The sequence below is a fragment of the Lacrimispora sp. genome (genome assembly GCF_046972725.1).
GTDB lineage: Bacteria > Bacillota > Clostridia > Lachnospirales > Lachnospiraceae > Lacrimispora.
The window spans coordinates 181907-206036 of record NZ_JBKVXF010000004.1 but is presented as its reverse complement, the minus strand read 5'-3'; the positions used below and the strand labels follow the sequence as shown (position 1 = coordinate 206036).

Here is a 24130-nt window from a genome sequence, read left to right as displayed (position 1 = left end):
TGATGGACGATAAAAAGAATAATGAAAATGATGTTTATATAAAGGAAGGGGAATCTCCCGATACAATAACGACGGAGGATGTATTAAATAAAGAAGAAAACAAAGTAAACAGACCAAAAGCACTGTTTAGCAAAGCAGCAGTGCCCGCGGAAGCGGAAGAATTTTCAGATATCAAACAGTATCCGGAATCCCCATTTACCTATTTTGACACCAATCAGGTGAATGTTCAGTTAAGTACGGGAAGTCTCCAATATGACGTAACAGATTTCGTACTGCCCGGCAGGAATGGTTTTGACGTCACTATCGCCAGACGCTATGATTCAGGCTGTGCCAATTTAACGGATATGGCTCCATATGTGAAAAACAATAAGTTAAAAACAGGTTCAAAAAATAACAGTTTTAATACTGCCACTTATGGATTGGGATATGGCTGGTCCTTTGTACTGCCGTCCATTGAGACTATACCATATCTTAATTGCACTTACATAAACATACCAATTGCACCTAAACAGTCAATCCTCATGGGAACTCCCGGTTATGATTATATTTTGCATCTTGAAGACGGTAGAAGTTTAAAGATAAGCCGTTCCTCAGACCGATTTGAAAATTATAGCCTGAAAGATGCAACCATTGTTACCAGAGCCGGAACGATTGGGCACCCTTATGCGGTTGGTGTTGAAAAAAATTATGATATCATAATTGAATACAAAAATGGAAACAAAAACTATTTTAAAGATTTATATGGAAATATTGGCGAACGGGATAAGATGATTCCGCAACGCTTTACACTGGTTGCCAGACAGGATAAGTATGGAAATGTAATTTGTTATGATCTGAAGGATCATGGCGGTATGGCGATTGTGGATACCTGGGGGCGTAAAATCAACTTAGAGAAGACAGATTATGGACTTGTCTGGAGATTACCGGAAAGCATGGCTGGAAAAGCATGTGAACTTTCCTACCATATCAATCAGGCAAACCCTCTTAAGCTCACCGCAGTTACAGACCCCGCAGGGCGTAGGACTCAGTATGACTACTACAATCCTGAAGATTACAGGGGTATTATGACTTATGCCTCCAGGAAAGCAGCAGGAAATGCTACTGGTAATATGGCACGCAAATATCTTCTTCTAAAAAGTGTAACATATCCAAATCATGCTTCCACCCAGTTTACATACGGAAAGGAAATTAGTATTGAAAATGATGCTGGTGGAAAGGTTACTCATTTTGCATTGACGCTAAAAAAGGATATTGCTGATGGAATCGAATACAACCTGGTTGAATACAACTACAGGCTTGATTCCAGAGCTACTTATGAATACAGTAACGGTCAATATATTGAATATGCAAAAGTAAAAAAACATCAGGATATTGTAGAGATTCACGAGTTTGATCGAGAAGACCAGCTATTAAAAAAGGAAGTCAGACAACAAGAGGCGCTTATTTCAAGAAGCATCTATAAATACAGCAATAAATTAATCGTGTCAGCCGTTGACCAGTGTTTTGATAAGAATAACGAATTAAAATTTATAGAAAAGAAAACGTTCTGGAAATATTCCACAGATCGAAAAGCAAACATAATTCAGCTTATTGAAGAGTATCCGGAGGATCCTTCCTGCAATCAGGAGGTGAGTACAAGTTATGGAGACTACAGCACCATTCTTGAAACAGTAAGAAAAAAAGGTTCTGACCAGATCAAAGAAACCTATGAGCTTCATATGGAGTTGGGAAATCGAGTAATAAAATATCATCGAATATATCAAAATGGAGTCTTAAAGGAAAAAACAGGATATGATTATAAAGATTCGAAAAATCCCTATTGTGTGACCAACGAAAGAAGGTATTTTCTGGCAGACAGCGGAGATCTGGAACAGTCAGGTGATTATGCCGAAACAATTTATAAATACAGTTCATCTTCCAGTACTGGCAGCAGATACACACATAACTTTATATCAAAAGAACAAACCGGCATCATAGATGCAGACGGCCGGCCCTGCGAACCAATAAAGGAAGAATATCAATATGACAATTGGGGACGGCTCATTTACAAAAAGGATTCGAGGAATCAGATCAGTACCATACGTTATGATAAACTGGGAAGAGTTGAAGCAGAGACGTTTCCGCCGGCAGACGGCCAACAGGCCGCAAATGAAACCTATTATCATGATAGTCGGAACTATATTACGGAAACTGATGCGAACCACCATAAAAGACGAATTTATTACACACCGTTTGGGCAGGTTCAACAGGTTTGTCTTGCTGTATCCAATGAACCGGACTCCAGTGATATCGTACTAAAAGATTTTCGATATAATTCATGGGGAGAGTTGACCGAAGTGATTTCATATAATGGGAACGGCACAGCAGCGGACCATGTAAGAAAGACCGAACGTTATACTTACGATTCCTTTGGCAGAGTAATTTCTCATACGATTCCCCAAGTAGGCTATGAGGAGAATTATGAATACAATGAGGTATTTACCGATCCGTCTGATGGAAGGAAATACTGTCGAGAGCTGAAAAAAATCACAGGAGATGCTTCTGCTCCGGATATTGTGACGGAATGTTATAAAGATCAAAAAGGGCAGGTTCGGAAGGAGATTTTAGCTGGAGAGCGGTTGTTCACCTACGAGTATGATAATGCAGGAAACAATATTCGAAAAGTTGATGCCAGAAACCACGCAGAACGCTGGGAGTACGATTATGCAGGCCGTGTAGTAAAATCTGTTCAGACAGTCTCCGGTCAGGAACGATTTACAAGCATTCAATACGATGCGCTAGGCAATAAACGCTTTCATTGGGATGAAGCGGGAAAGAGAACTGAATTTCAATACGATAAGGCAAGTCGCTTGACCCAAATCACCGCACCATTTGACCACCGCCGCCAGATCGTAAAATATTTCTACGATGGAGCCGGAAACATAATTTGGGAAAAGAAGGCACAAAAAGATGGCTGGCAGGAAATCCAGTATGTTTATGACGCAAGGAACCGATTGACCGACACCTACCAGTACCTAAGTCCAGGCAGCTGGATCAAGACCACCTGCCAGTATGATGCGATAAATCAAATCATTTTAAGGAGGACCGGGGACACTCCGTCCGGCGAAGGACGGGAGGTAACAAAATACGCCTATGATCGGTTTGGAAACGTAACGGAAATTACGGATGCCCGCGGTTGTACAGAATTCTATGAATATGATAAAACCGGAATACTTCAGAAAAAAACGGACAGGAACAAGGACCAGACCGTTTACCAGCATGATGCCCTGGAACGTCTGATAAAAGAAACTGTTCAAAAGAGAACTCCTGATGGACTGGTGATTAGCGAGCGGGAGTATTTCTATAGTAAGAACGGTAAGCAGATTCGAGTAGCCAGCAAGGAATCTATAGGAGAAAAACAAAACGTCCTCCTGGAGATGACATTCCGTTACAACAATAAAGGACAGCTGACCCATCAGGAAGATCCAGGAAATACGTGGAAGGACTATACTTATGATATATATGGAAACCGCCAGTCCTTTCAACTGACCCGCGAAGGAAATGCAAGCTCGGATGTCAGTCTGCATTATTCGTATGATGATTTATACCGTTTAAAGCAGATAAGAAAAAACAGCGCTTCAGGAGTTATACTGGCAGAGTACGAATATGACGAAAAAGGCAACCGAAAAGCACTCTTCTATCCACAGTCTGGTATGGAAACCCGCTATAAGTATAATGATGGCAACAAAATAATTTCTTTAGAGAATAAACGGCAGGGAACTGTAATTTCTTCATGGGAATACAGCTATGATGTAGATGGAAATATTCTAAGTAAGATTAACAAAGCAGAATCTGCCCCAGCTACAATTTCCTATTGTTATGATCGGCTGGGGCGTCTGACAGAAGAAGATTATTCCGGCTGGAAGCGAACGCTTTATACCTATGACGCCTATTCCAATCGTATAAAGATGATGGTAGAAGGAAGAACAAAGGAAGAACTGGTCAGTGTTACCAGCTATGAATATGGTTTAAAGAACCGGCTGGAAAAAGAGACAAAAAAGCAGGGAAAAATAACGGAAACGTACCGGTACCGTTATGATGATAATGGGAATGAAACCTTCCGGATTTGGGAAAAAACTTCTCCTACGCCGGACTACCCAGGAAATGTTAAATTATCAGGAACCTATAAGAAGGAATATCCAACGGTTTATGAGTGGAGACATTATAATGGATTCAATCAACTGAGACGAATCAATCAAGATGACAAAGAGATTACATATCAGTACCGGGGAGATGGCCTCCGCCACTGTAAAACGGTAAGGGAACTGACCGAAAGCCAGGGTAGAAAAACTTTTTATTACTGGGATGGAAATGATATTGTAGTGGAACAAACTGACGGCAGTAAGATTAAAACCTATTTAAGGGGAATCAATTTAATTGCCACAGAAAATAATGGTATGATATACTATTATATATTTAATGAACATGGGGATGTAACTGGTCTATGGAGCCAAAGCGGAATTTGCAAATCTTCGTATGAATATGATGCTTTTGGAATTGAGAGAAATCGGGATAGGAACGATGAGAATTCTTTTCGATACTGTGGGGAGTATGTAGACTTAGAGACGGAAACCTATTACTTACGAGCAAGGAATTATAGAGCTGCGACCGGTCGATTTTTATCGGAGGACAGCGTTGAGAATACAATCCGAAAAATGCCAAATGAGCTTGAGATCACCGACCCGCTCAGCCTGAATAAGTATACCTATTGTCATAATAATCCGACCTTATATAATGATCCAACCGGACATGTTCCATTTTTGGCCATTACAGGAGTCATTGGACTTATAGCGGGAGCTATTGCAGGTGGAATATCGTCAGCCCTTGAAGGTAAATTTTCATGGAATGCAGTTGCCCAAGGCGCGGTAGTAGGTGGAATAATCGGTCTAACAGGAGGAGCAGTTCTTGCATACGGTGTTACCGGCAGTGTTTTTGCATCAACTGGTGCAGTTGCGTCAGGTCTTGGATATGGTGCAGCAACAGTGGGGCCAGCCGGAGCAACTGGTTTTGCGCAGGCTCGGCAGTTGGTGCAGGCGCGATTAGTATTAATGTTAATAAAGCGCTTGAAACTGCACAGCAAGCTCATAAGGGTGGCGAAACTATAGCAGGTCATGCCTTACAAAAGCACGCAGGTCGTAACCCCAACATTTGGGGGAGCGTTAAAGGTGGATCTGAACAAATAAACCAGCAGGCAGTGGAACACATTAATGATATATTAAATGGTCTTGGAGAATTTAAGATATTTACTACCGACCGAGGCATTCAATTTTGGGAAAAGCTTTTACCAGACGGAAGAGGCTTACGACTAAATTTAGATAGTAAATTTAAAGGGTTCATTGACCAAATTAAGTAGGGGACTAAGAATGGAGTATTTAGAAATCGTTCTAGCTGATATTAATAAACAATATATTGATTCAATATTAAGGCAGGAATTAAAAATTACCACTGATTCAGTTATTTCTTCTCATTTTTTTGATAAACTTGAAAATACAGATAAGGAGTATGGCGATGTTTCTAACTTAGCAAGCTATTTTTCCACTCCTAATACTGCAAACATTTTTGTAAAAAAGCTGACACTAGGCGAAAATATAACTAATGTTATGGTAGTTATGTCTTTCGATGCTGATTTAGGCGATATTATACTTAACTTTTGTGAGCATGACTTTATCACTAAAGATACCAATATTCTAAAATTTAAAGTTATAAGTCTAGTTAATAGACTTATTGAAATTCAGCACGAATATGAAATAAAAAGTATAAGGTTAGGATACGAGTCAGTTATTGACGATGAAAATGTAGTATTAAATATTACTAATGGAGAAGTAGTCGTTTTTAATAAATTTAAAGGACAATTATCACGTGTTATAGAACAGGTTTACGGCTAGGAGATATTAAGGCAGAATGCTTAATATTGTTGGGGTCTATGTAGGCTAAAATAGTATTCTTTTAAGCTATATGTATTTAAGAGTGAAGTTGGTCTGATTCAGACTATATTCAATAATAAGATAAAATGCTCTAAAGAAAATAATTATTATAAAATATTATCGATAGTTTTCGGTGCAAGGTTATAATGGTATCAATTCATTGAGAACCAATCTAAACCATCTGAACCTAATCGGTCAGAAAGGCAAAGATATTACAGATCAACACGATATCACCAAATAAATATTTATACTCTATTGAAAATATTCAACAGTGGATATGAGGAAATAATATCCATTCTCAAAAGCCCCGACAGGTAATACCTGTCAGGGCTTTTTTAATCTTATTCTTCTATTATATCTTCTTCAATGCTTAAAATCTCTTCCGCTTCTTCAAACTGGTCATCGGATAATAAAATCTCATCATCTTCAGATAACAGGATCTCATCATCTTCTTCGCAAGCAGCATCTGTGCTCAAGTTAATGGTACGATAACGCTTCATACCAGTACCAGCCGGAATCGGCTTACCGATGATAACATTTTCCTTAAGGCCGATTAAGTGGTCAACCTTACCGTTAATAGCGGCTTCGGTCAGTACCTTTGTGGTCTCCTGGAAGGATGCTGCAGACAAGAAGGAGTCAGTAGCCAGAGATGCCTTTGTAATACCAAGCATAACCTGATTTCCTACTGCCGGTTCTTTGCCTTCTGCAAGAAGTGCCTCATTTAAATCATTGTAATCCAGCACATCCATGGAGGTTCCAGGAAGGACTTCGCTGTCTCCGCTTTCTTCGATTTTAATCTTTTTAAGCATCTGTCTTACAATCATCTCAACGTGCTTATCATTAATTTCTACACCCTGTAAGCGGTATACACGCTGTACTTCCTGGATCATATAATCCTGAACAGCACGAACGCCTTTGATCTTTAAGATGTCGTGTGGGTTCACACTACCTTCTGTCAGTTCATCACCCGCCTCAAGCACCTGGCCATCCTGAACCTTGATTCTGGATCCGTAAGGAATCAGATAGGTCTTGGAATTGCCGGTCTCATTCTCGGTAACAATGATTTCACGTTTTTTCTTTGTATCTTTGATGGTTACCACTCCGCCGAATTCAGCGATGATGGCAAGACCCTTTGGCTTACGTGCCTCAAAAAGCTCCTCGACACGGGGAAGACCCTGTGTGATATCGCCACCGGCAACACCGCCGGTATGGAAGGTACGCATGGTCAGCTGGGTTCCAGGCTCACCAATGGACTGAGCAGCGATAATACCAACCGCTTCGCCTACCTGAACGGGCTGGCCGGTTGCCATGTTGGCACCATAACATTTTGCACAAACACCCATATGGGATTTGCAGGTCAATACGTTACGGATCTTAATGGAATCACGGCCGGTCTTCTCAAGCACCTTCATGACCATAGCCGCACGCTTCGGGGTACACATGTGATTTGCTTTCACAATCACTTCACCAGTGTCTGGATCCGTAATGGTTTCCGCTATAAATCTACCCGTAATACGCTCCTCAAGGCCTTCAATGGTTTCCTGTCCGTCGGTAAATGCCTTGATCTCCATAAACGGAATATCCTTGCCTTCACAACAGTCGATCTCACGAATGATCATATCCTGGGAAACGTCAACAAGACGTCTGGTCAGATAACCGGAGTCAGCAGTACGAAGAGCTGTATCGGAAAGTCCTTTACGGGCACCATGAGCAGAGATAAAGTACTCCAATACGTCGAGCCCTTCACGGAAGTTGGACTTGATGGGCAGTTCGATGGTATGACCGGTTGTATCGGCCATAAGTCCACGCATACCAGCAAGCTGTTTGATCTGCTTATCAGAACCACGGGCTCCGGAATCCGCCATCATATAGATGTTGTTATACTTATCAAGTCCGGTCAACAGGTCGTGGGTCAGCTGATCATCAGTGACTTTCCATGTGTCAATAACTTCTTTATAACGCTCCTCCTCTGTGATAAGACCACGGCGGAAGTTCTTTGCAATCTGGTCAACCGTTGCCTGTGCATCTGCAATCAGCTTCGGTTTGCTCTCCGGAACGGTCATATCGGAAATGGAAACAGTCATAGCCGCTTTGGTAGAATACTTATAACCAATGGCTTTAATGTCATCCAGAGTCTCCGCTGTCTGAACCGCACCATGAACATTAATAACTTTCTCAAGAATCTGCTTCAACTGCTTTTTGCCTACATGGAAATCCACTTCCATCAAAAGTTCATTTCCTTCGATGGAACGGTCTACAAAGCCAAGATCCTGAGGAACGATCTCATTGAAGATGAAACGTCCTACTGTAGATTCTACAACGCCGCTCTTCATAGTACCATCAGCCATTTTCTTGGTTACTCTGGCTTTAATTCTGGAATGAAGGGTAACTGCCTGGTTCTCATAAGCGAGAATTGCTTCGTTCACGCTCTTAAATACCATTCCCTCTCCCTTTGCACCGGGGCGCTCCTGGGTCAGGTAGTAAATACCAAGGACCATATCCTGGGAAGGAACAGCCACAGGGCCACCGTCAGAAGGTTTCAAAAGGTTGTTGGGCGACAACAGCAGGAAGCGGCATTCTGCCTGTGCTTCTACAGAGAGAGGAAGATGAACAGCCATCTGATCTCCATCGAAATCGGCATTAAATGCAGTACATACCAGCGGATGAAGCTTAATCGCCTTACCTTCTACAAGAATCGGTTCAAAAGCCTGGATTCCCAGTCTATGAAGGGTAGGCGCACGGTTTAACATAACCGGATGCTCTTTAATAACATCTTCCAGTACATCCCAGACTTCTGTCTGAAGACGCTCTACCATCTTTTTGGCATTCTTTATATTATGAGCGGTTCCGTTAGAAACCAGCTCCTTCATAACGAAAGGCTTGAATAGCTCAATAGCCATCTCTTTTGGAAGACCGCACTGGTAAATCTTAAGTTCCGGTCCAACGACGATAACAGAACGTCCGGAATAGTCTACACGCTTTCCTAAAAGGTTCTGACGGAAACGTCCCTGTTTACCCTTTAACATATCAGAAAGGGATTTCAGCGCACGGTTTCCCGGTCCGGTTACAGGTCTTCCACGTCTGCCGTTGTCGATTAAGGCATCAACGGCTTCCTGAAGCATACGCTTTTCGTTACGCACGATGATGTCCGGAGCACCAAGCTCTAACAGACGGGCAAGACGGTTGTTACGGTTGATGATTCTTCTGTATAAATCATTTAAGTCAGAAGTAGCGAAACGGCCGCCATCCAACTGTACCATAGGACGGATATCCGGAGGAATCACCGGAACAACGGTCATGATCATCCACTCCGGTAAGTTACCGGAATTACGGAATGCTTCTACCACTTCCAGCCGCTTGATGATTCTTGCACGCTTCTGTCCGGTCGCATCCTTTAAGCCTTTCTTTAACTCCTCAGAGTCCTTTTCAAGGTCAATGGCCCGTAAAAGCTCCAGAACAGCTTCTGCACCCATTCCTACCCGGAAAGCGCCGTGGCCGTACTTCTCTGTCTCTTCCCGATACTCCTTTTCTGATAAAACCTGCTTATACTGGAGTCCGGTATTCCCGGCATCAAGCACAACATAAGACGCAAAATACAACACCTTCTCTAAGGTTCTGGGAGAAATGTCGAGAATCAGACCCATACGGCTTGGAATTCCCTTAAAGTACCATATATGGGAAACAGGGGCAGCAAGCTGGATATGTCCCATACGTTCTCTGCGGACACTTGCTTTTGTTACTTCAACGCCGCAGCGGTCACAGATAACGCCTTTATAACGGATCTTCTTATATTTTCCACAATGACATTCCCAGTCCTTGCTCGGTCCAAAAATACGTTCACAGAACAGACCGTCTTTTTCCGGCTTTAAAGTTCTATAGTTAATCGTCTCAGGCTTTTTTACTTCACCATGAGACCAATCCAGAATTTTCTCCGGGGATGCCAGACCAATCTTTATGGCATCGAACGTCATTGGGTGGTAAGTTTCATTATTCTCAGGCATGAGCGGTTCTCCCTTCTATTATTCTTCGTCCAATTCGTCTGAATCGTCAATATCCGGCTCATCGAAATCCTCAAAAGAATCGTCGATAATGTCTTCAGCCTCATCTTCACTGACAGTTACCAGTTCCTGATCCTTGAATTCCTGCTTTTGATAACCGAATTCACTAAAGGATTCTTCATCACGGTAACGTCTTTCGCCTTCAATGATGGCTCTTAAATCTGTTTCTTCGTAGTCCAGACTTTCCGCAATCTGAACCTCCGTATTATCATCACGCAGCACTCTTACATCCAGTGCCAGTGACTGAAGTTCCTTTAACAATACTTTAAAGGATTCCGGAATTCCCGGCTCAGGAATATTCTCACCCTTGATAATCGCCTCATATGTCTTCACACGGCCTACCACATCATCGGATTTCACAGTCATGATCTCCTGCAGTGTATAGGAAGCTCCATAAGCCTCAAGAGCCCAAACCTCCATCTCTCCAAAACGCTGTCCGCCGAACTGAGCTTTACCTCCCAGAGGCTGCTGGGTAACCAGAGAGTATGGTCCTGTGGAACGGGCATGAATTTTATCGTCAACCAGATGGTGGAGCTTCAGATAATGCATGTGACCAATGGTAACTGCACTGTCAAAATACTCACCCGTACGTCCGTCACGAAGGCGGACCTTTCCGTCACGGTTGATCGGAACACCTTTCCATAATTCCCTATGGTCTAAGTGGTCGCCAAGGTATTCAATGACCTCTGGCTTTAATGTATCTTTATATTTATCCTGGAAATCAGACCAGCTCATATTTACATAATCATTAGCCACATCCAGGGTATCCATAATATCAATCTCGTTTGCACCGTCAAATACCGGAGTCGATATATTGAATCCCAACGCTCTTGCAGCAAGGCTTAAATGGATTTCAAGGACCTGCCCGATGTTCATACGGGAAGGAACGCCCAGAGGATTCAAAACGATGTCAAGAGGACGGCCATTGGGAAGGAACGGCATATCTTCTACCGGAAGCACGCGGGAAACAACACCCTTGTTACCATGACGTCCTGCCATCTTATCGCCGACAGAGATTTTTCTCTTCTGTGCAATGTAAATGCGGACGGTCTCATTAACACCCGGAGAAAGCTCATCACCGTTTTCTCTTGTAAATACTTTTGCATCAACAATGATACCATACGCACCATGAGGCACTTTTAAGGAGGTATCACGGACTTCTCTCGCCTTCTCACCGAAGATGGCACGAAGCAGTCTCTCTTCTGCAGTCAGCTCCGTCTCTCCCTTTGGAGTTACCTTTCCAACAAGGATATCCCCGGCACGGACCTCTGCACCGATACGAATGATTCCTCTTTCATCAAGATCCTTTAATGCATCTTCACCGACACCAGGCACATCACGGGTAATTTCTTCCGGTCCTAATTTTGTATCACGGGCTTCCGCCTCGTATTCTTCAATATGAACAGAAGTATAAACATCCTCCTGCACCAGTCTTTCGCTCAAAAGAACCGCATCCTCGTAGTTATAGCCTTCCCAGGTCATGAAGCCGATCAGCGGATTCTTACCGAGAGCGATTTCACCATTCTGTGTGGAAGGTCCGTCAGCAATTACTTCGCCTTTTATTACGTGGTCATTCTTATATACGATTGGTTTCTGGTTGTAGCAGTTGGACTGGTTGCTTCTCTTAAACTTGGTGAGACGGTAAACATCTTTTCCTCCGTCAGAGTCTCTCTTAATAATGATCTCATTGGAAGCAGAGCGCTCTACCACACCTGAGTTTCTTGCAACCACGCAGACACCGGAGTCTACCGCTGCTTTTGCTTCCATACCGGTTCCTACAACAGGCGCATCGGTGGTTAAAAGCGGTACGGCCTGACGCTGCATGTTAGATCCCATAAGCGCACGGTTTGCATCATCATTCTCAAGGAAAGGAATCATAGCGGTAGCAACAGAGAACACCATCTTCGGAGAAACGTCCATCAGATCAATGTTCTTTCTCTGGAACTCAGAAGTCTCCTCACGGAAACGGCCGGAAATATTCTTATGAATGAAATGTCCTTCTTCATCAAGAGGTTCGTTCGCCTGAGCAACTACGAAATTATCTTCTTCGTCAGCAGTCAGATAAACAACTTCATCGGTAACAACCGGGTTCTGGGCATCTGTCTTATCCACAACACGGTAAGGCGCTTCTACAAAGCCATACTGGTTCACTCTTGCATAGGTAGCAAGGGAGTTGATAAGACCGATGTTAGGACCTTCTGGAGTCTCGATCGGACACATACGGCCATAATGAGTATAATGAACGTCACGGACCTCGAATCCGGCACGGTCTCTGGAAAGACCGCCAGGACCCAGAGCAGATAAACGTCTCTTATGAGTCAGCTCTGCAAGAGGGTTATTCTGATCCATGAACTGGGAAAGCTGGGAACTGCCAAAGAATTCCTTAACCGCTGCAGTTACCGGCTTAATATTAATCAAGGACTGGGGAGTAATGCCATCCATATCCTGTGTTGTCATTCTTTCCCGGACCACTCTCTCCATTCTGGAAAGACCGATGCGATACTGGTTCTGCAAAAGTTCTCCTACGGCACGAATTCTACGGTTTCCCAAATGGTCAATATCGTCAGCCGTACCGACCTGCTCCTCCAGATGCATGTTATAGTTGATGGAAGCAAGAATATCTTCCTTCGTCACATGCTTTGGAATCAGCTCGTTGATATTTCTGTGAATCGCCTTTTTAATGGTCTCTTCATCTTCACTGCCAACTTCTGCCAGAATTTTTTCAAGGGCAGGATAGAATACTAATTCTGTAATACCTGCTTCTTTCGGATCAAAACTTACATGAGCCGATAAATCAACCATTAAGTTCGAAAGAACCTTCTGTTTGCGCTCTACACCTTCCAGCCATACGAAAGGAACTGCCGCATTCTGGATATCCACCGCAAGCTGCTTGTCTACTGTAGTTCCAGCCTGAGCGATAATTTCGCCGGTTGTGGTATCTACAACATCTTCAGCCAGAACATGGCCTGTGATACGGTTTTTAAAATGAAGCTTTTTATTGAATTTATATCTTCCCACCTTCGCAAGATCATATCTCCTTGGGTCGAAGAACATACTATTTAACAAACTTTCAGCACTATCAACAGATAAAGGTTCACCTGGGCGGATCTTTTTATACAACTCCAATAAGCCATCCTGGTAATTATCTGAAGTGTCCTTACCAAAGCTGGCTAATAATTTCGGCTCTTCACCAAACAGTTCAATGATCTCTGCATTGGTACCATAACCAAGCGCACGGATCAGAACGGTTACAGGAACCTTTCTGGTTCTGTCTACACGTACGTAGAAGATGTCATTGGAGTCAGTTTCATACTCCAGCCACGCACCACGGTTCGGGATTACCGTACAGGCATAAAGCTCCTTGCCCACCTTATCGTGTTCGATACCATAATATATACCTGGGGAACGTACCAACTGGCTTACAATAACTCGTTCGGCACCGTTAATCACGAAGGAACCGGTATCTGTCATAAGCGGAAGATCACCCATGAAGATCTCATGTTCATTAATTTCATCTTTATCTTTATTGCAAAGCCTTACCTTTACCTTTAAAGGAGCCGCATAGGTTGCATCTCTTTCCTTGCATTCTTCTATTGTGTACTTGATGTCATCTTTACATAACGTAAAATCAACAAACTCAAGACTTAAGTGTCCTGCAAAGTCTGCAATCGGAGAGATGTCTTCAAAGACTTCCTTCAATCCTTCATCAAGGAACCACTGATAGGAGTTCTTTTGAATCTCAATCAGGTTTGGCATCTCAAGCACTTCTTTCTGTCTTGAGAAACTCATTCTCAGGCTCTTACCGGCTGGGACCGGACGCATTCTGCTTTTCTCCATTGACGTTTCACCCCTGTTTTCTTTCTAATCGTTTCTGTTTTGGGCATAAATGTCCCTACAAGGCACACATAGCCACAATAGTGCACATTCCATAATATCATAGTGTTGTCAAGGTGTCAAGCATTTTTTACTTGTATTTTCCAACAAAATGTGGTATACTATCGCAGATAGGCCCAATTTACAAAATGAACTATTGGAGGTATTCCCGGTGAGCACATTTTTAAACGTATTAATCGTGATTCTTTTTATCGTAGTTGTGGCTCTGGCAGTCCTTTATTTTCTCGGTAAGAAGCTGGAAAAGCGTCAGGTGGAACAGCAGCAGGCATTGGAAGCTGCAGCACAAACCGTTTCTATGCTGGTCATTGATAAGAAGAAGATGAAGCTAAAAGACGCAGGGCTTCCTAAGATCGTGTATGAGCAGACACCCAAGTACATGCGCAGAACGAAGCTGCCAATCGTAAAGGCCAAGGTTGGTCCAAAGGTTATGACTCTGATTGCTGACGCCAAAGTATTTGAAGTGCTTCCGGTTAAAACAGAGGCTAAGGTTGTGATTAGCGGAATCTACATAACCGAAATAAAGAGTCTTCGGGGAAAAGCGGTTCCTGCAGCACCGAAAAAGAAGAAATTTTTGGACAGGTTTAAGAAGAACGAAAAATAGGATATTGCTAAGAGGTTCCTTAGTGGACGCCGGAATGCCATGCTGCATATGCATAGCGCTTCCGGTGTTTTTTTATGGTTAGGAAGTTTGTCCTTTACCATAAAGCCCTCCGGGAGGACCGCACTGCGGCGGTAGGGTTTCATGTCGCTGAGGCGACCCGCGCAGGCGGAGAATCCCATAAGCTGGATTCTTTCTTGTTATGATTTACTTAAAATCTGTTCATAAAAATCAGCTTTTCTGGTTCCGGGAAGTTGATCGTTAATTATTTTGTAAAGTTCATGGCTTCAGACGCTTTTGTTTTTGATTGGCAAATTTCAATGGAATGGCTGCTTTTATATATCACACTGACATTCATAAAATAATTATGGAATGAAAGAATCATATTTGATGGAACCGGGCTGTTTCTTCTATATTAATAAAACAGTATCTTATTCGATCATAATCGCCGGCAATCCAGATTATTTTACAAACGAAATTCTGATAATGATGCGGTTTCTGTCAATCATCAACCTGGAATAAAAGAACCTGGTTCTCGATTATAGTTACCTGCTTATATTTACTTTATCCAATAATATACAAAAAATATCATTAAATAATTTATTAATTCAGATTTTTATTATAATATATAAAAATACACTTGACATTTCGGTTGTACATGATATAATCAAGCTACAGACAAGTTAGTTTTAACTAACTATTTCCAAATACAAGCATTTTCTTATTATAGATAAATTGAAAGGAGAACTTATTATGTATAATCAAATAAAACTTCCATATGCCTATGATGCTCTGGAACCACATATCGATGCTCTCACAATGGAGACTCACTACACCAAGCACCATGCAGCTTATACAAAGAATTTAAACGACGCGGTTCAGAAGGCCGGCATGGAAGATAAGGAAATCACTTCTCTTCTCTCCTCCCTGGACAGCATCTCTGATGAAACCCTGCGGAAAGCCATTCGTAACAATGGCGGAGGATTTTATAACCACAACCTTTATTTCTCCACCATGAGCCCGAACGGAGGAGGACAACCTCAAGGAGCCTTTGGCAGTGAGTTAGAAAAAGCGTTTGGAAGCTTTTCAGAATTTCAGACCGGGTTAAGCAATTTGGCTGCAGGACAGTTCGGATCCGGCTGGGGCTGGTTATCCGCCAACCGGGACGGCAAATTAATCCTTTCCTCCAGTGCAAACCAGGACAACCCTCTTATGGAGGGCAACGGCTTTATTCCGATTCTTGGAATCGATGTTTGGGAGCACGCTTACTATCTTAAATATAAGAACTTAAGAGCCGACTATATCAAAGCATTCTTTAGTGTTATTGACTGGAAGGCAGTGGCTGAGAATTATGATAAGGTAATAAATGGATAATAGAAAGAAGGCATGTGCAAAGCACATGCCTTCTTTCTATGTTACCAATCTCATGCTTACTTCTTCTCTAACGGAAACATCCATTCCAGGATATACTGAATATGCTCATCCCAAAAATCCCATGTATGACCGCCTTCTCCCTCCCGGTACACCAGGTTTGCGTTCCGTTGTTCCATTCTTTCTTTTACAGAACAGTTGGATTCATACAGAAAATCACTGGTTCCGCATGCCTGGTATAATTCAGGAACTGTTCCTGACGCTACGCAGTCATCATAGAGACGAAACAGGTCAGCCTTACTGCCTTTAAGTTTCTCCGGATGTTCAAATATCTGGTTCCAGGAAAATGGGCCGGGAATCATATTTGCCATACTTTGCTCATACAGCGTGGCAATATCCAGTGCTCCGGACATACTTGCAGCCTTACAGTATTTATCGGGATTGGAAAGAGCCAGATACCATGCACCATAGCCGCCCATAGAAAAGCCGGCAACATAGGTGTCCTCCCGTTTTTTGGAAATGGGGAAAAGATTGGTCACCATTTCAGGAAGCTCTTTTGTAAAAAAGGTATGATAGGCATCACCGAGATACATATCCTGATAAAAATTATTGTCTGCAGAGGCCATTACAAGCGCACAGCAGTGCTTTTGGGCATACCGCTCGATATTGCTGAAACGGGACCAGGAGCTGTAGTTTCCATAGGCGCCATGCAGGAGATAAACTACCGGTAAGCCTTCTTTGTAACGGTAATGATTTTTTACATTCTCATTTGTAATCTGTTCGTTTCCTTCCGGAGTAGGAATAAATACATTAATTGTCGTATTTCGTTTTAAAACAAAACTAAAATAATTACATGTCATTACTGCCATACATTTTTCTTCCTCTCTGATTCAGTCTACTTTGTTTCGTGAAGCAGTTTAATTTGAGCTGCATTTTCATGTACTCTTTTTTTATTTAACGGATATAAAAAGCTTATGGAAAGAGCCATTAGAATAAAGCCGCCTGCCGGAACCAAACAGGTAATATTATAAATTCCGTCTGTAATCTCCGGATCAAATGCCGTAGCTGCATTATATCCAATAATTGAAAGAAGTCCTCCGGTCAGTCCTGCCGAACAAGCCTGTCCCAATTTTCTTGAAAAGGAATAAATAGAGTAAATCGTACCATCAGACCGTTCCCTGGTCTTTATCTCCGTATCATCAATAACATCAGTAATCATTGCCCAGCAAACCAGAGCAAATACGGCAATCCCCACATAAGAACATGCATAAAGCACAAACCATACATAAAGATTACGTGTGTGTAAAATGAATGCCAGTATTAATGCGCAAGCACTGAAAAGAGACGAGATAACCACCATTTCTTTTTTACCGACTGCTTCACTAAGCTTTACAATAAACGGTGAAAGAGCAAAGGTAATAATCGTTCCCAACAGGGTTGATACAGACAGAGCTGCAGCATTGCCAAAATAATTCGGATAGATATAGGCTCCCATATTTCCAAGGGAAAGCTGTGTTAATAATAAAAACAGTGCACCTACTACGATTCCGATCAGTGAACGGTTGTGCACAAGGCCTGAGATCAGACCAGTCAATGAAAACTTCTCTGTTACCTGTTCCAGTTTTACCCGCTCCGTTGTCATTGCATAGCAAATAAGATAGCAGAATACGGCAATCACAGAACATGCAATGGAAGCAATAAACAACTTATTACCGGAAAGCACCGATTTCCCGCTTTCATTTGCGTAATATACAAACAAAGGAAAAACTGCGCCAATGATGGTTACTCCCAACGTGGACCCAATGGTTCTCCAGTTGGAAAGAGAGGCCCGTTCCTTTGGCTCCGCGGAGATCGCAGAAGCCATGGAACCATACGGAATGTTGATTCCGGAATAGCAGATGCTCCACAAAGTATAAGAAAAGAACATCCAGAACACTTTAAAGCTCATGGAAAATCCATCCAACCAGGTTGCGTAAATAAGTACGGAAGAAACAGCTACCGGTCCGCACACCCGGCGCAGCCACGGGGTAAACTTTCCCTTTGCGGTCGGCTTACTTCTGTCTATAATCTGCCCAACCGTTACATCTACAAATGCATCAACAATTCTGACAATCATCATCATGGAACCGACCAGTACTGCGGAAACCCCCACAACGTCCGTATAAAACTTCAACAGAAACAATCCGGCCAAAACAAATGTCAAATCATTTCCCAAATCCCCAAACATATAACCCAGCTTATCTGTAATACCAAACTTTTTTACCGCTTTATTTTGATTAGTCACAATAATATCTCCCCATTCTGTACATTTTGCATACATACCACCGCATAAGACTGGTATGTATTACTTCTGTCTTTTTATTTCCATTTGTCTTATCTGTTCCCAAAAATCTATTGCTTCCTTAAGCCATCCGGAGGCACCGGTTCCATTGCCGATTCCGAAGCTGTGACCTCCATGTTCCGGGAATCTTGTAATATTTTGTATCTGGTACTTATTCAGGCATTCTTTCATCACATAACTGGATTTAACAGGAACAACGGGATCATCCTGGCAATGGACAAGATAGACCCCAGGGTACTCCTGATCCATGGAATGCTCTGCACTGTAGATTCTTAGGGATTCTTTCGTAAAGCCTGCCCCTCCGGTCCGCTCCAGGAACTTCCTCATACTTTCTGTATATACCGCATTCCTATTCCCCTGCAGACTGTCATATAAAACATCGGTGGAAATTGCAGGATAACCTAATAACAATGCACCCGGCTTTTTCAGGCCGTATTTCCGGTATCCGTTTTCCCTGGTTCCCCACTGAGTGACCAGATGGCCTCCGGCCGAAAACCCAAGGACAGCATAATCATCGGCCTTTACCTGGAATTCAAAACTCCTGTTCCGAATAAATCTAAGTGCCTGCGCCATGTCATCCATGGGCTTTGGAAGCAGTCCGGTCTGACCGGTCCGGTAGATCAGGATAAATGCAGTATATCCCATACGGTTTAACTGTTCCGCAACCGGATAACCTTCCACCAAAACCCATTCCCTTGCATAACCGCCGCCCGGACACACTAGTACAAACGGCTTATCCGGGTCTCCGGGAAGGTGAATAAGTTTAGCCTCGTTTAATTCCGGTAAACCGGCAATCTGCTCTTTGGAATATACGTTATATACGATGTTCCTTCCTGATCCGGTAACTTCACAGACCCGCTCCAGCGAAGGTATGATCCCACACATCTCATTATTATAATGTGCAATGGTATTCCCCAACACATCATCGGTCATATGGGTAAACAAATAATCAGAAATCTGCTCCAGCTTTTCATTCTTTGTCAATTCACCGATGGTTGTTTCCAAAGTGACATTTTCAAGCATTGTATCTCCTTACATTCCAAGAAAATCAAGTTGTTCAAACGAAACTTCCAGCTCATAATCTCCTTGCGGATTATCGTATTTCATCAGTACGGAACGCAGCCTCCGGCTGTAATACCAACCGGACGGTGCAGCTTCAAATTTTGCACGATGCTGATAATGCTCCAGCATCTCTCCATTCAGTCTGATCCAGAACGGTGCCTTTTCCGTTTGGATCATATCTGCGATGATGCTCTTTATTGGAGAAAGGTAGGTTCCTTCTTTTTTTACCGTAACTTTGACCCGCTCTCCGGCCTTCATGGTGATATGGCTCTTTAAGAATTCTCCGTTCTTATAATTCATGGTAATACCGTCATCCTCATAAAAGTCAAATTCTCCATCTTTGTCAGGAGCCATAATCAAATGCAGGCTGGTCACCTGGTCTTTATGCAGGTTGAACATCTGATTTTCTGCAATGGGAATGATCGCTCCGCCCCTGATAAACATTGGAATGCTGGACATCGTCACCGGCAGCTGTATCGTTTGACCGCCTGTATATTTCTCTCTGGTATAATAATCGTAGAATACTTCATCTTTCGGCAGGTAAACATCACGCTGCTTTTGTCCCTGTTCTACTACATTTGCAACCAGCAGGTGCTCTCCTACCATAAAATCCACGCCATTTTCATAGCATGCTTCGTCATGCTGAAAGGCCGCAAACATGGGCTGGAGTATGGGCAGGCCGTTTACGTGTGCTCGTTCCATCAAAGAATAAAGATAGGGTACCAGACGATAACGGAACTGGATCGCATCTCTGATATACTGTTTACAATCGGAGTACATCCATGGCTCTGTAACCGTATTATCCGTATTCGTTGAATGAATGGAGAACCGGGGCTGAAAAATTCCATTTTGAACCCACCGGACAAATAATTCCGCGTCAGGAGACGGACCGTAAAAGCCTCCGATATCACAGCCATAATTGGTCACACCGCAAAGGCTCATTCCAAGTATTGTAGAAATGTTATATTTCAGGGAATCCCAACTGGTATAGTTATCTCCTGCCCAGGACTGTGCATACCGCTGAATTCCGGCATGTCCTGATCTGCATACAATAAACGGCCTTACCTCAGAAGAACTTTCCTCGATCGCTTCCCTGGAAATGTGACACATGATATTGGACATAACGGATTTTAACTGTCCGATGGTACCTCCTGCTCCTTCAAAGCTGCAGGCTGCATCCTTGTCTATAATGCTGTCGTATTCGCAGTTATCATTCCAGATACTTGTCACCCCATAATCCAGAACATGCTTCTTTAAGTACTTCTTCCAGATTTCCCTCGTGTGCTCTGATGTAAAGTCAGCAAATAATCCTTTTCCTCCCCACCAGGTTCCAACGGTTTCTGATTTACCGTCTCCGTCTGTAACAAATATTTTTTCCTTCTTTAACTCTTCCAGATAGGGATGGGTCAAAAGCAGTCCAGGCTTTACATTGGGAGAGACGCATACCCCGGCCTCCTCCATCTTATGGAAGAAATCTTTGGGGTCTTTAAACCTTTTGTTGTTCCAGGTAAATACATAACGTTTTCCATTAAGCACGGTGTAGCCGGAAGAAAGCTGGAATCCATCAATGGGGATCTGTTCTTCCTTTACCGTATCAATAAATTGCAGGATCGCATCATCACAGTCGTGATCCAGTTCAGAGTAATACATGGAGGATCCTAAATATCCCATGGCATATCTGGGAAGTATGCAGGATTTCCCTGTAAGGTCTGTGTACCTTTCTATTACACTGTGAATGGAGGGGCCTGCAATGAAGAACAAATCCACATCTCCGCCGTCAGCCCGGAAACGGCTGTGCTTTTTCCAGTAGTTGCTATGTTCTTTTCCCATGTCAAAATCACATTCATAGGTGGTATGGTAAAAGTATCCCGAAGCAATTTTTGTATCTTTGTTGCATTTGATATAAAACGGAATGTGCTTATACAGGGAATCCGTTTCAATCGGGTCATAGCCCATGGAATCCTTGGGACTCATACTCATGCTTTTCTTATGCTTATTAATCTTTCCTGTCTTTTCTCCAAATCCGTAAAAGCAATCGCCTTCCATGATCTCGCTGGTATGAATGCGCCTGTGATTGGAATCCTCCAGATACGCAAGGTCCTCAATATCCGCATGAAGGCGCACACCTTCTTTATTGTAAATAGAGATTTTAAAGGGCTCCTTCTCCACCTCAAGAATCAAATGGCTGCCCGTCAGAATAAACTTTTCTTTTGTTTCCTCTGCCTCTACACGGACCGGTTCAATGCGTTTTCTATCTTCACCCAGAAAAGGGTCCATACGGTCTTCCCAGGCCGTCATAACCAGACTGTAAGACTCTTCCGCAAACGTTCCGTCAAATCCCGCACGGATTCTTATAATGTCATCCGTCATAAATAAGACTCTTATTTCAACTCCGTCCGTTATAATCGAGTATCCGTTATTTTTCGGAGTCATATTCAGCACTCTGTTGCAAATCTTCAAACTTGCACCTCCTTAATTCTTTACTGAAATCTATTATATTCTGCAATTCCTGTAGAATCTATTCAAAAAATGACATTTTTTTGCTTTTTTTCGACATATCTTGCTATTTTATTTTTATGTATTATAATTAATGGGTAAAGAACCTCAACAACTATTTTTCACCGGATTATAACTCTTTTATTGTATTTGCAGAGAAATGGAGACCTATATGATTGACCATGCAGAGATATGTATGAACCGCGGAGCCACGTGTGCGGCAGAAAGAATCAGCGGAGTGAATGATAATATGCATTCCTCCCATTATCATGAATTTTATGAAATATATTATCTGGAATCAGGACAGCGCTATCATCTGATCAACGACAATCTGTATCTGATAGATGCCGGCCAGTTTCTCCTTTTTGAGCCATACGTACTTCACCATTCCTTTGGAGAAGACAATGTTCCCTTTTGTCGGCTTCTTATATACTTTCGGGAAAATGAGATCATTTCCAATGAATTAAGGCAAACCCTGCTCGGCTCAACCGGAGCTTATAAGCTCCAGCAGAATGAATCAAAACAGTTTTACCAATTAGCAAATATGATTAACGTAGAAAAGCAGGACCCGCAGCAATACAGCTCGGAATATTGCCAGAGCCTTTTAAATACCATGCTGATTATACTATTCAGAAATAAACGGGAAAAGGTAAAGCAGGCACAGCGAAACAAGATTACAGATATTATTTCCTATATTAATGCCAATTATATGAACAATCTGACCATAGAAAATATTGCCAGCCACTTTTATATCAGCCCTTTCCACTTATGCCGTGAATTTAAACAGTACACCAACTCAACCATTGTTCAGTACATTAATAAAACAAGAATTATCCATGCACAAAGGCTGTTGTATTCTACCGATATCAGCATCACAGATATCTGTATCAGCACCGGATTTTCCAGCACAAGTCATTTTGGGCGTGTATTTAAAAAAGTAACCAGTTTTACTCCCAGTGAATGGAGGAAACGGGGGAAATACTTCGACTCGCTCTTATAAAAAAAACGCATACAGCTATGGACTTCCCGGTAAAGGAGATCATAGCTGTATGCGTTTTTTCATTAATTTAACAAATCAATATCCGCAGTTGCCTTGGAATGGATATCAAGATCGATATCGCATTCAGACACATGCTGGTAATTAATATCCAGGGAATACGACACGTGAACTTTTAAGCGGTCTTCTTCTTCAATCACCTCTATGGCATTGGTACTTATCCCTATCATCAGTTCACCGTAGGGAGTTGCATAGCAGGCAATATTCTTTTTGTCTTTTTCAAATGTCATATGGACGCTGGAACTTCCGCGCTTTATAATGTCAAGACCGGAGGGACTGATTTTAACGGTATTCTTTATGACACCATCAAGCCCTTCCTGGATCTCATCATACAGAATGTAGTGGCTGCCGTTTTTCAAAAAATAATCTCCGGTAGTAATCATCTTAACGCCGTGATTATCTTCTTCTGCTATCTGCATCCCACTGATGCTGATCAGAACATCTCTTGTCATAGTAAACTCCTTTAGAACTGTTCGATATTTATCTGTTTTGTCTCTTTTACCTGTCCTGGAAGGATGGAAGCTGCAAAGTTCGTAAATTTCTCTGCCAGATCGCTGACGTAAAAGCTGTATTTCTCCTGAGAAGGATCTTTTATTTCACACAGAAGCTGGTTATCACCCAGAATCTGCTTTAATTCCAGTGCAGTTTCATATGCCGGATTGACCAGATTTACTTCAGGTCCCATAAGGCGTCCCACCGTAGAACGCAAAAGCGGATAATGGGTACAGCCCAGTACCAGTGTGTCTATAAATTTCCCTTTTAATTCGCTTAAATACCTGGAAGCGATCTCATCCGTAACAGAATCATGGAGCAGACCTTCTTCTACCAGCGGAACCAAGAGGGGGCAAGCTTTTCCAATCACTTCAATGTCTTCTTTCATCGCCTTCATCACTCTGGTATAAACACCGCTCCGTATGGTGCCTTCGGTTCCGATGATTCCAATTTTCCCATTCCGGGTGGAATCGATTGCAGTTTTTGCACCTGCGTGGATTACGCCGATTACAGGAATATCCAATTCCTTCTCTACAGTCTCAAGAGCAAAGGCCGTGGCCGTATTGCAGGCGATTACAATGGCTTTTACATCCTGAGCCATTAAAAAACGGATATTCTGCCTGGTATAACGGAGGATTGTATCGCTGGATTTGGTGCCGTATGGAAGTCTGGCTGTATCACCGAAATAAATGATTCTTTCATCCGGAATCTGTCTCATGATCTCCCGGGCAACGGTAAGACCGCCTACGCCGGAATCAAATACTCCGATGGGTGAATTTCTGTCTGCCATTTTAATTC

The 24130-nt window shown here is 42.6% G+C and carries 13 protein-coding genes; 5 read left to right on the top strand and 8 right to left on the bottom strand.

Going from position 1 to position 24130, the window contains the following annotated elements:
• Positions 1-2 precede the first annotated feature (2 nt).
• Positions 3-5144 carry an RHS repeat-associated core domain-containing protein gene (locus ACLTWA_RS14870; protein ID WP_412328687.1) on the top strand — a complete coding sequence of 1714 codons (5142 nt, stop codon included), beginning with the start codon at positions 3-5 and terminating at the stop codon, positions 5142-5144.
• 258 nt (positions 5145-5402) lie between these two features.
• Positions 5403-5924 (top strand): hypothetical protein, encoded by a 522-nt coding sequence (locus ACLTWA_RS14865; protein ID WP_412328686.1) that lies wholly within the window; start codon positions 5403-5405, stop codon positions 5922-5924.
• A gap of 380 nt (positions 5925-6304) precedes the next feature.
• Here the strand turns inward: ACLTWA_RS14865 and rpoC are convergent, their stop codons facing one another.
• Both rpoC and ACLTWA_RS14855 read right to left on the bottom strand, forming a co-directional pair.
• A complete protein-coding gene (rpoC, locus tag ACLTWA_RS14860) occupies positions 6305-9964 on the bottom strand; it encodes a DNA-directed RNA polymerase subunit beta' (RefSeq protein ID WP_412328685.1) in 3660 nt (1219 codons plus the stop codon).
• Between the two features lie 18 nt (positions 9965-9982).
• Positions 9983-13858, bottom strand: coding sequence for a DNA-directed RNA polymerase subunit beta (locus tag ACLTWA_RS14855; protein ID WP_412328684.1), 3876 nt, complete (start codon positions 13856-13858; stop codon positions 9983-9985).
• A gap of 208 nt (positions 13859-14066) precedes the next feature.
• On the opposite strand from ACLTWA_RS14855, the gene ACLTWA_RS14850 reads away from it, so the two are divergent.
• Positions 14067-14516, top strand: a complete 450-nt coding sequence (locus ACLTWA_RS14850) for a hypothetical protein (protein WP_412328683.1) — start codon at positions 14067-14069, stop codon at positions 14514-14516.
• A gap of 750 nt (positions 14517-15266) precedes the next feature.
• Positions 15267-15887 carry a superoxide dismutase gene (locus tag ACLTWA_RS14845; RefSeq protein ID WP_412328682.1) on the top strand — a complete coding sequence of 207 codons (621 nt, stop codon included), beginning with the start codon at positions 15267-15269 and terminating at the stop codon, positions 15885-15887.
• Positions 15888-15943: 56 nt separating this feature from the next.
• Here ACLTWA_RS14845 and ACLTWA_RS14840 read toward each other — a convergent pair whose 3' ends face one another.
• Genes ACLTWA_RS14840 through ACLTWA_RS14825 form a run of 4 tightly spaced genes read right to left on the bottom strand, consistent with a single transcriptional unit; the run spans position 15944 to position 21747 of the window.
• Positions 15944-16753 carry an alpha/beta hydrolase gene (locus ACLTWA_RS14840; protein WP_412328681.1) on the bottom strand — a complete coding sequence of 270 codons (810 nt, stop codon included), beginning with the start codon at positions 16751-16753 and terminating at the stop codon, positions 15944-15946.
• A 26-nt stretch (positions 16754-16779) separates the two neighbouring features.
• Complete coding sequence (locus ACLTWA_RS14835) at positions 16780-18168, bottom strand: MFS transporter (RefSeq protein WP_412328680.1); 1389 nt, start codon at positions 18166-18168, stop codon at positions 16780-16782.
• A 60-nt stretch (positions 18169-18228) separates the two neighbouring features.
• Complete coding sequence (locus ACLTWA_RS14830) at positions 18229-19248, bottom strand: alpha/beta hydrolase (protein ID WP_412328679.1); 1020 nt, start codon at positions 19246-19248, stop codon at positions 18229-18231.
• Positions 19249-19257: 9 nt separating this feature from the next.
• Positions 19258-21747, bottom strand: coding sequence for a TIM-barrel domain-containing protein (locus ACLTWA_RS14825; RefSeq protein ID WP_412328678.1), 2490 nt, complete (start codon positions 21745-21747; stop codon positions 19258-19260).
• Between the two features lie 208 nt (positions 21748-21955).
• Here ACLTWA_RS14825 and ACLTWA_RS14820 point away from each other — a divergent pair, with 208 nt between their 5' ends.
• The gene (locus ACLTWA_RS14820) at positions 21956-22783 is read left to right on the top strand and encodes an AraC family transcriptional regulator (protein ID WP_412328677.1); all 828 of its coding nucleotides are present in this window, start codon (positions 21956-21958) and stop codon (positions 22781-22783) included.
• A 62-nt stretch (positions 22784-22845) separates the two neighbouring features.
• Here ACLTWA_RS14820 and ACLTWA_RS14815 read toward each other — a convergent pair whose 3' ends face one another.
• Both ACLTWA_RS14815 and murI read right to left on the bottom strand, forming a co-directional pair.
• Positions 22846-23292, bottom strand: a complete 447-nt coding sequence (locus tag ACLTWA_RS14815) for a DUF1934 domain-containing protein (RefSeq protein ID WP_412328676.1) — start codon at positions 23290-23292, stop codon at positions 22846-22848.
• Between the two features lie 11 nt (positions 23293-23303).
• Complete coding sequence (gene murI, locus ACLTWA_RS14810; RefSeq protein ID WP_412328675.1) at positions 23304-24122, bottom strand: glutamate racemase; 819 nt, start codon at positions 24120-24122, stop codon at positions 23304-23306.
• Between the last annotated feature and the right edge of the window lie 8 nt (positions 24123-24130).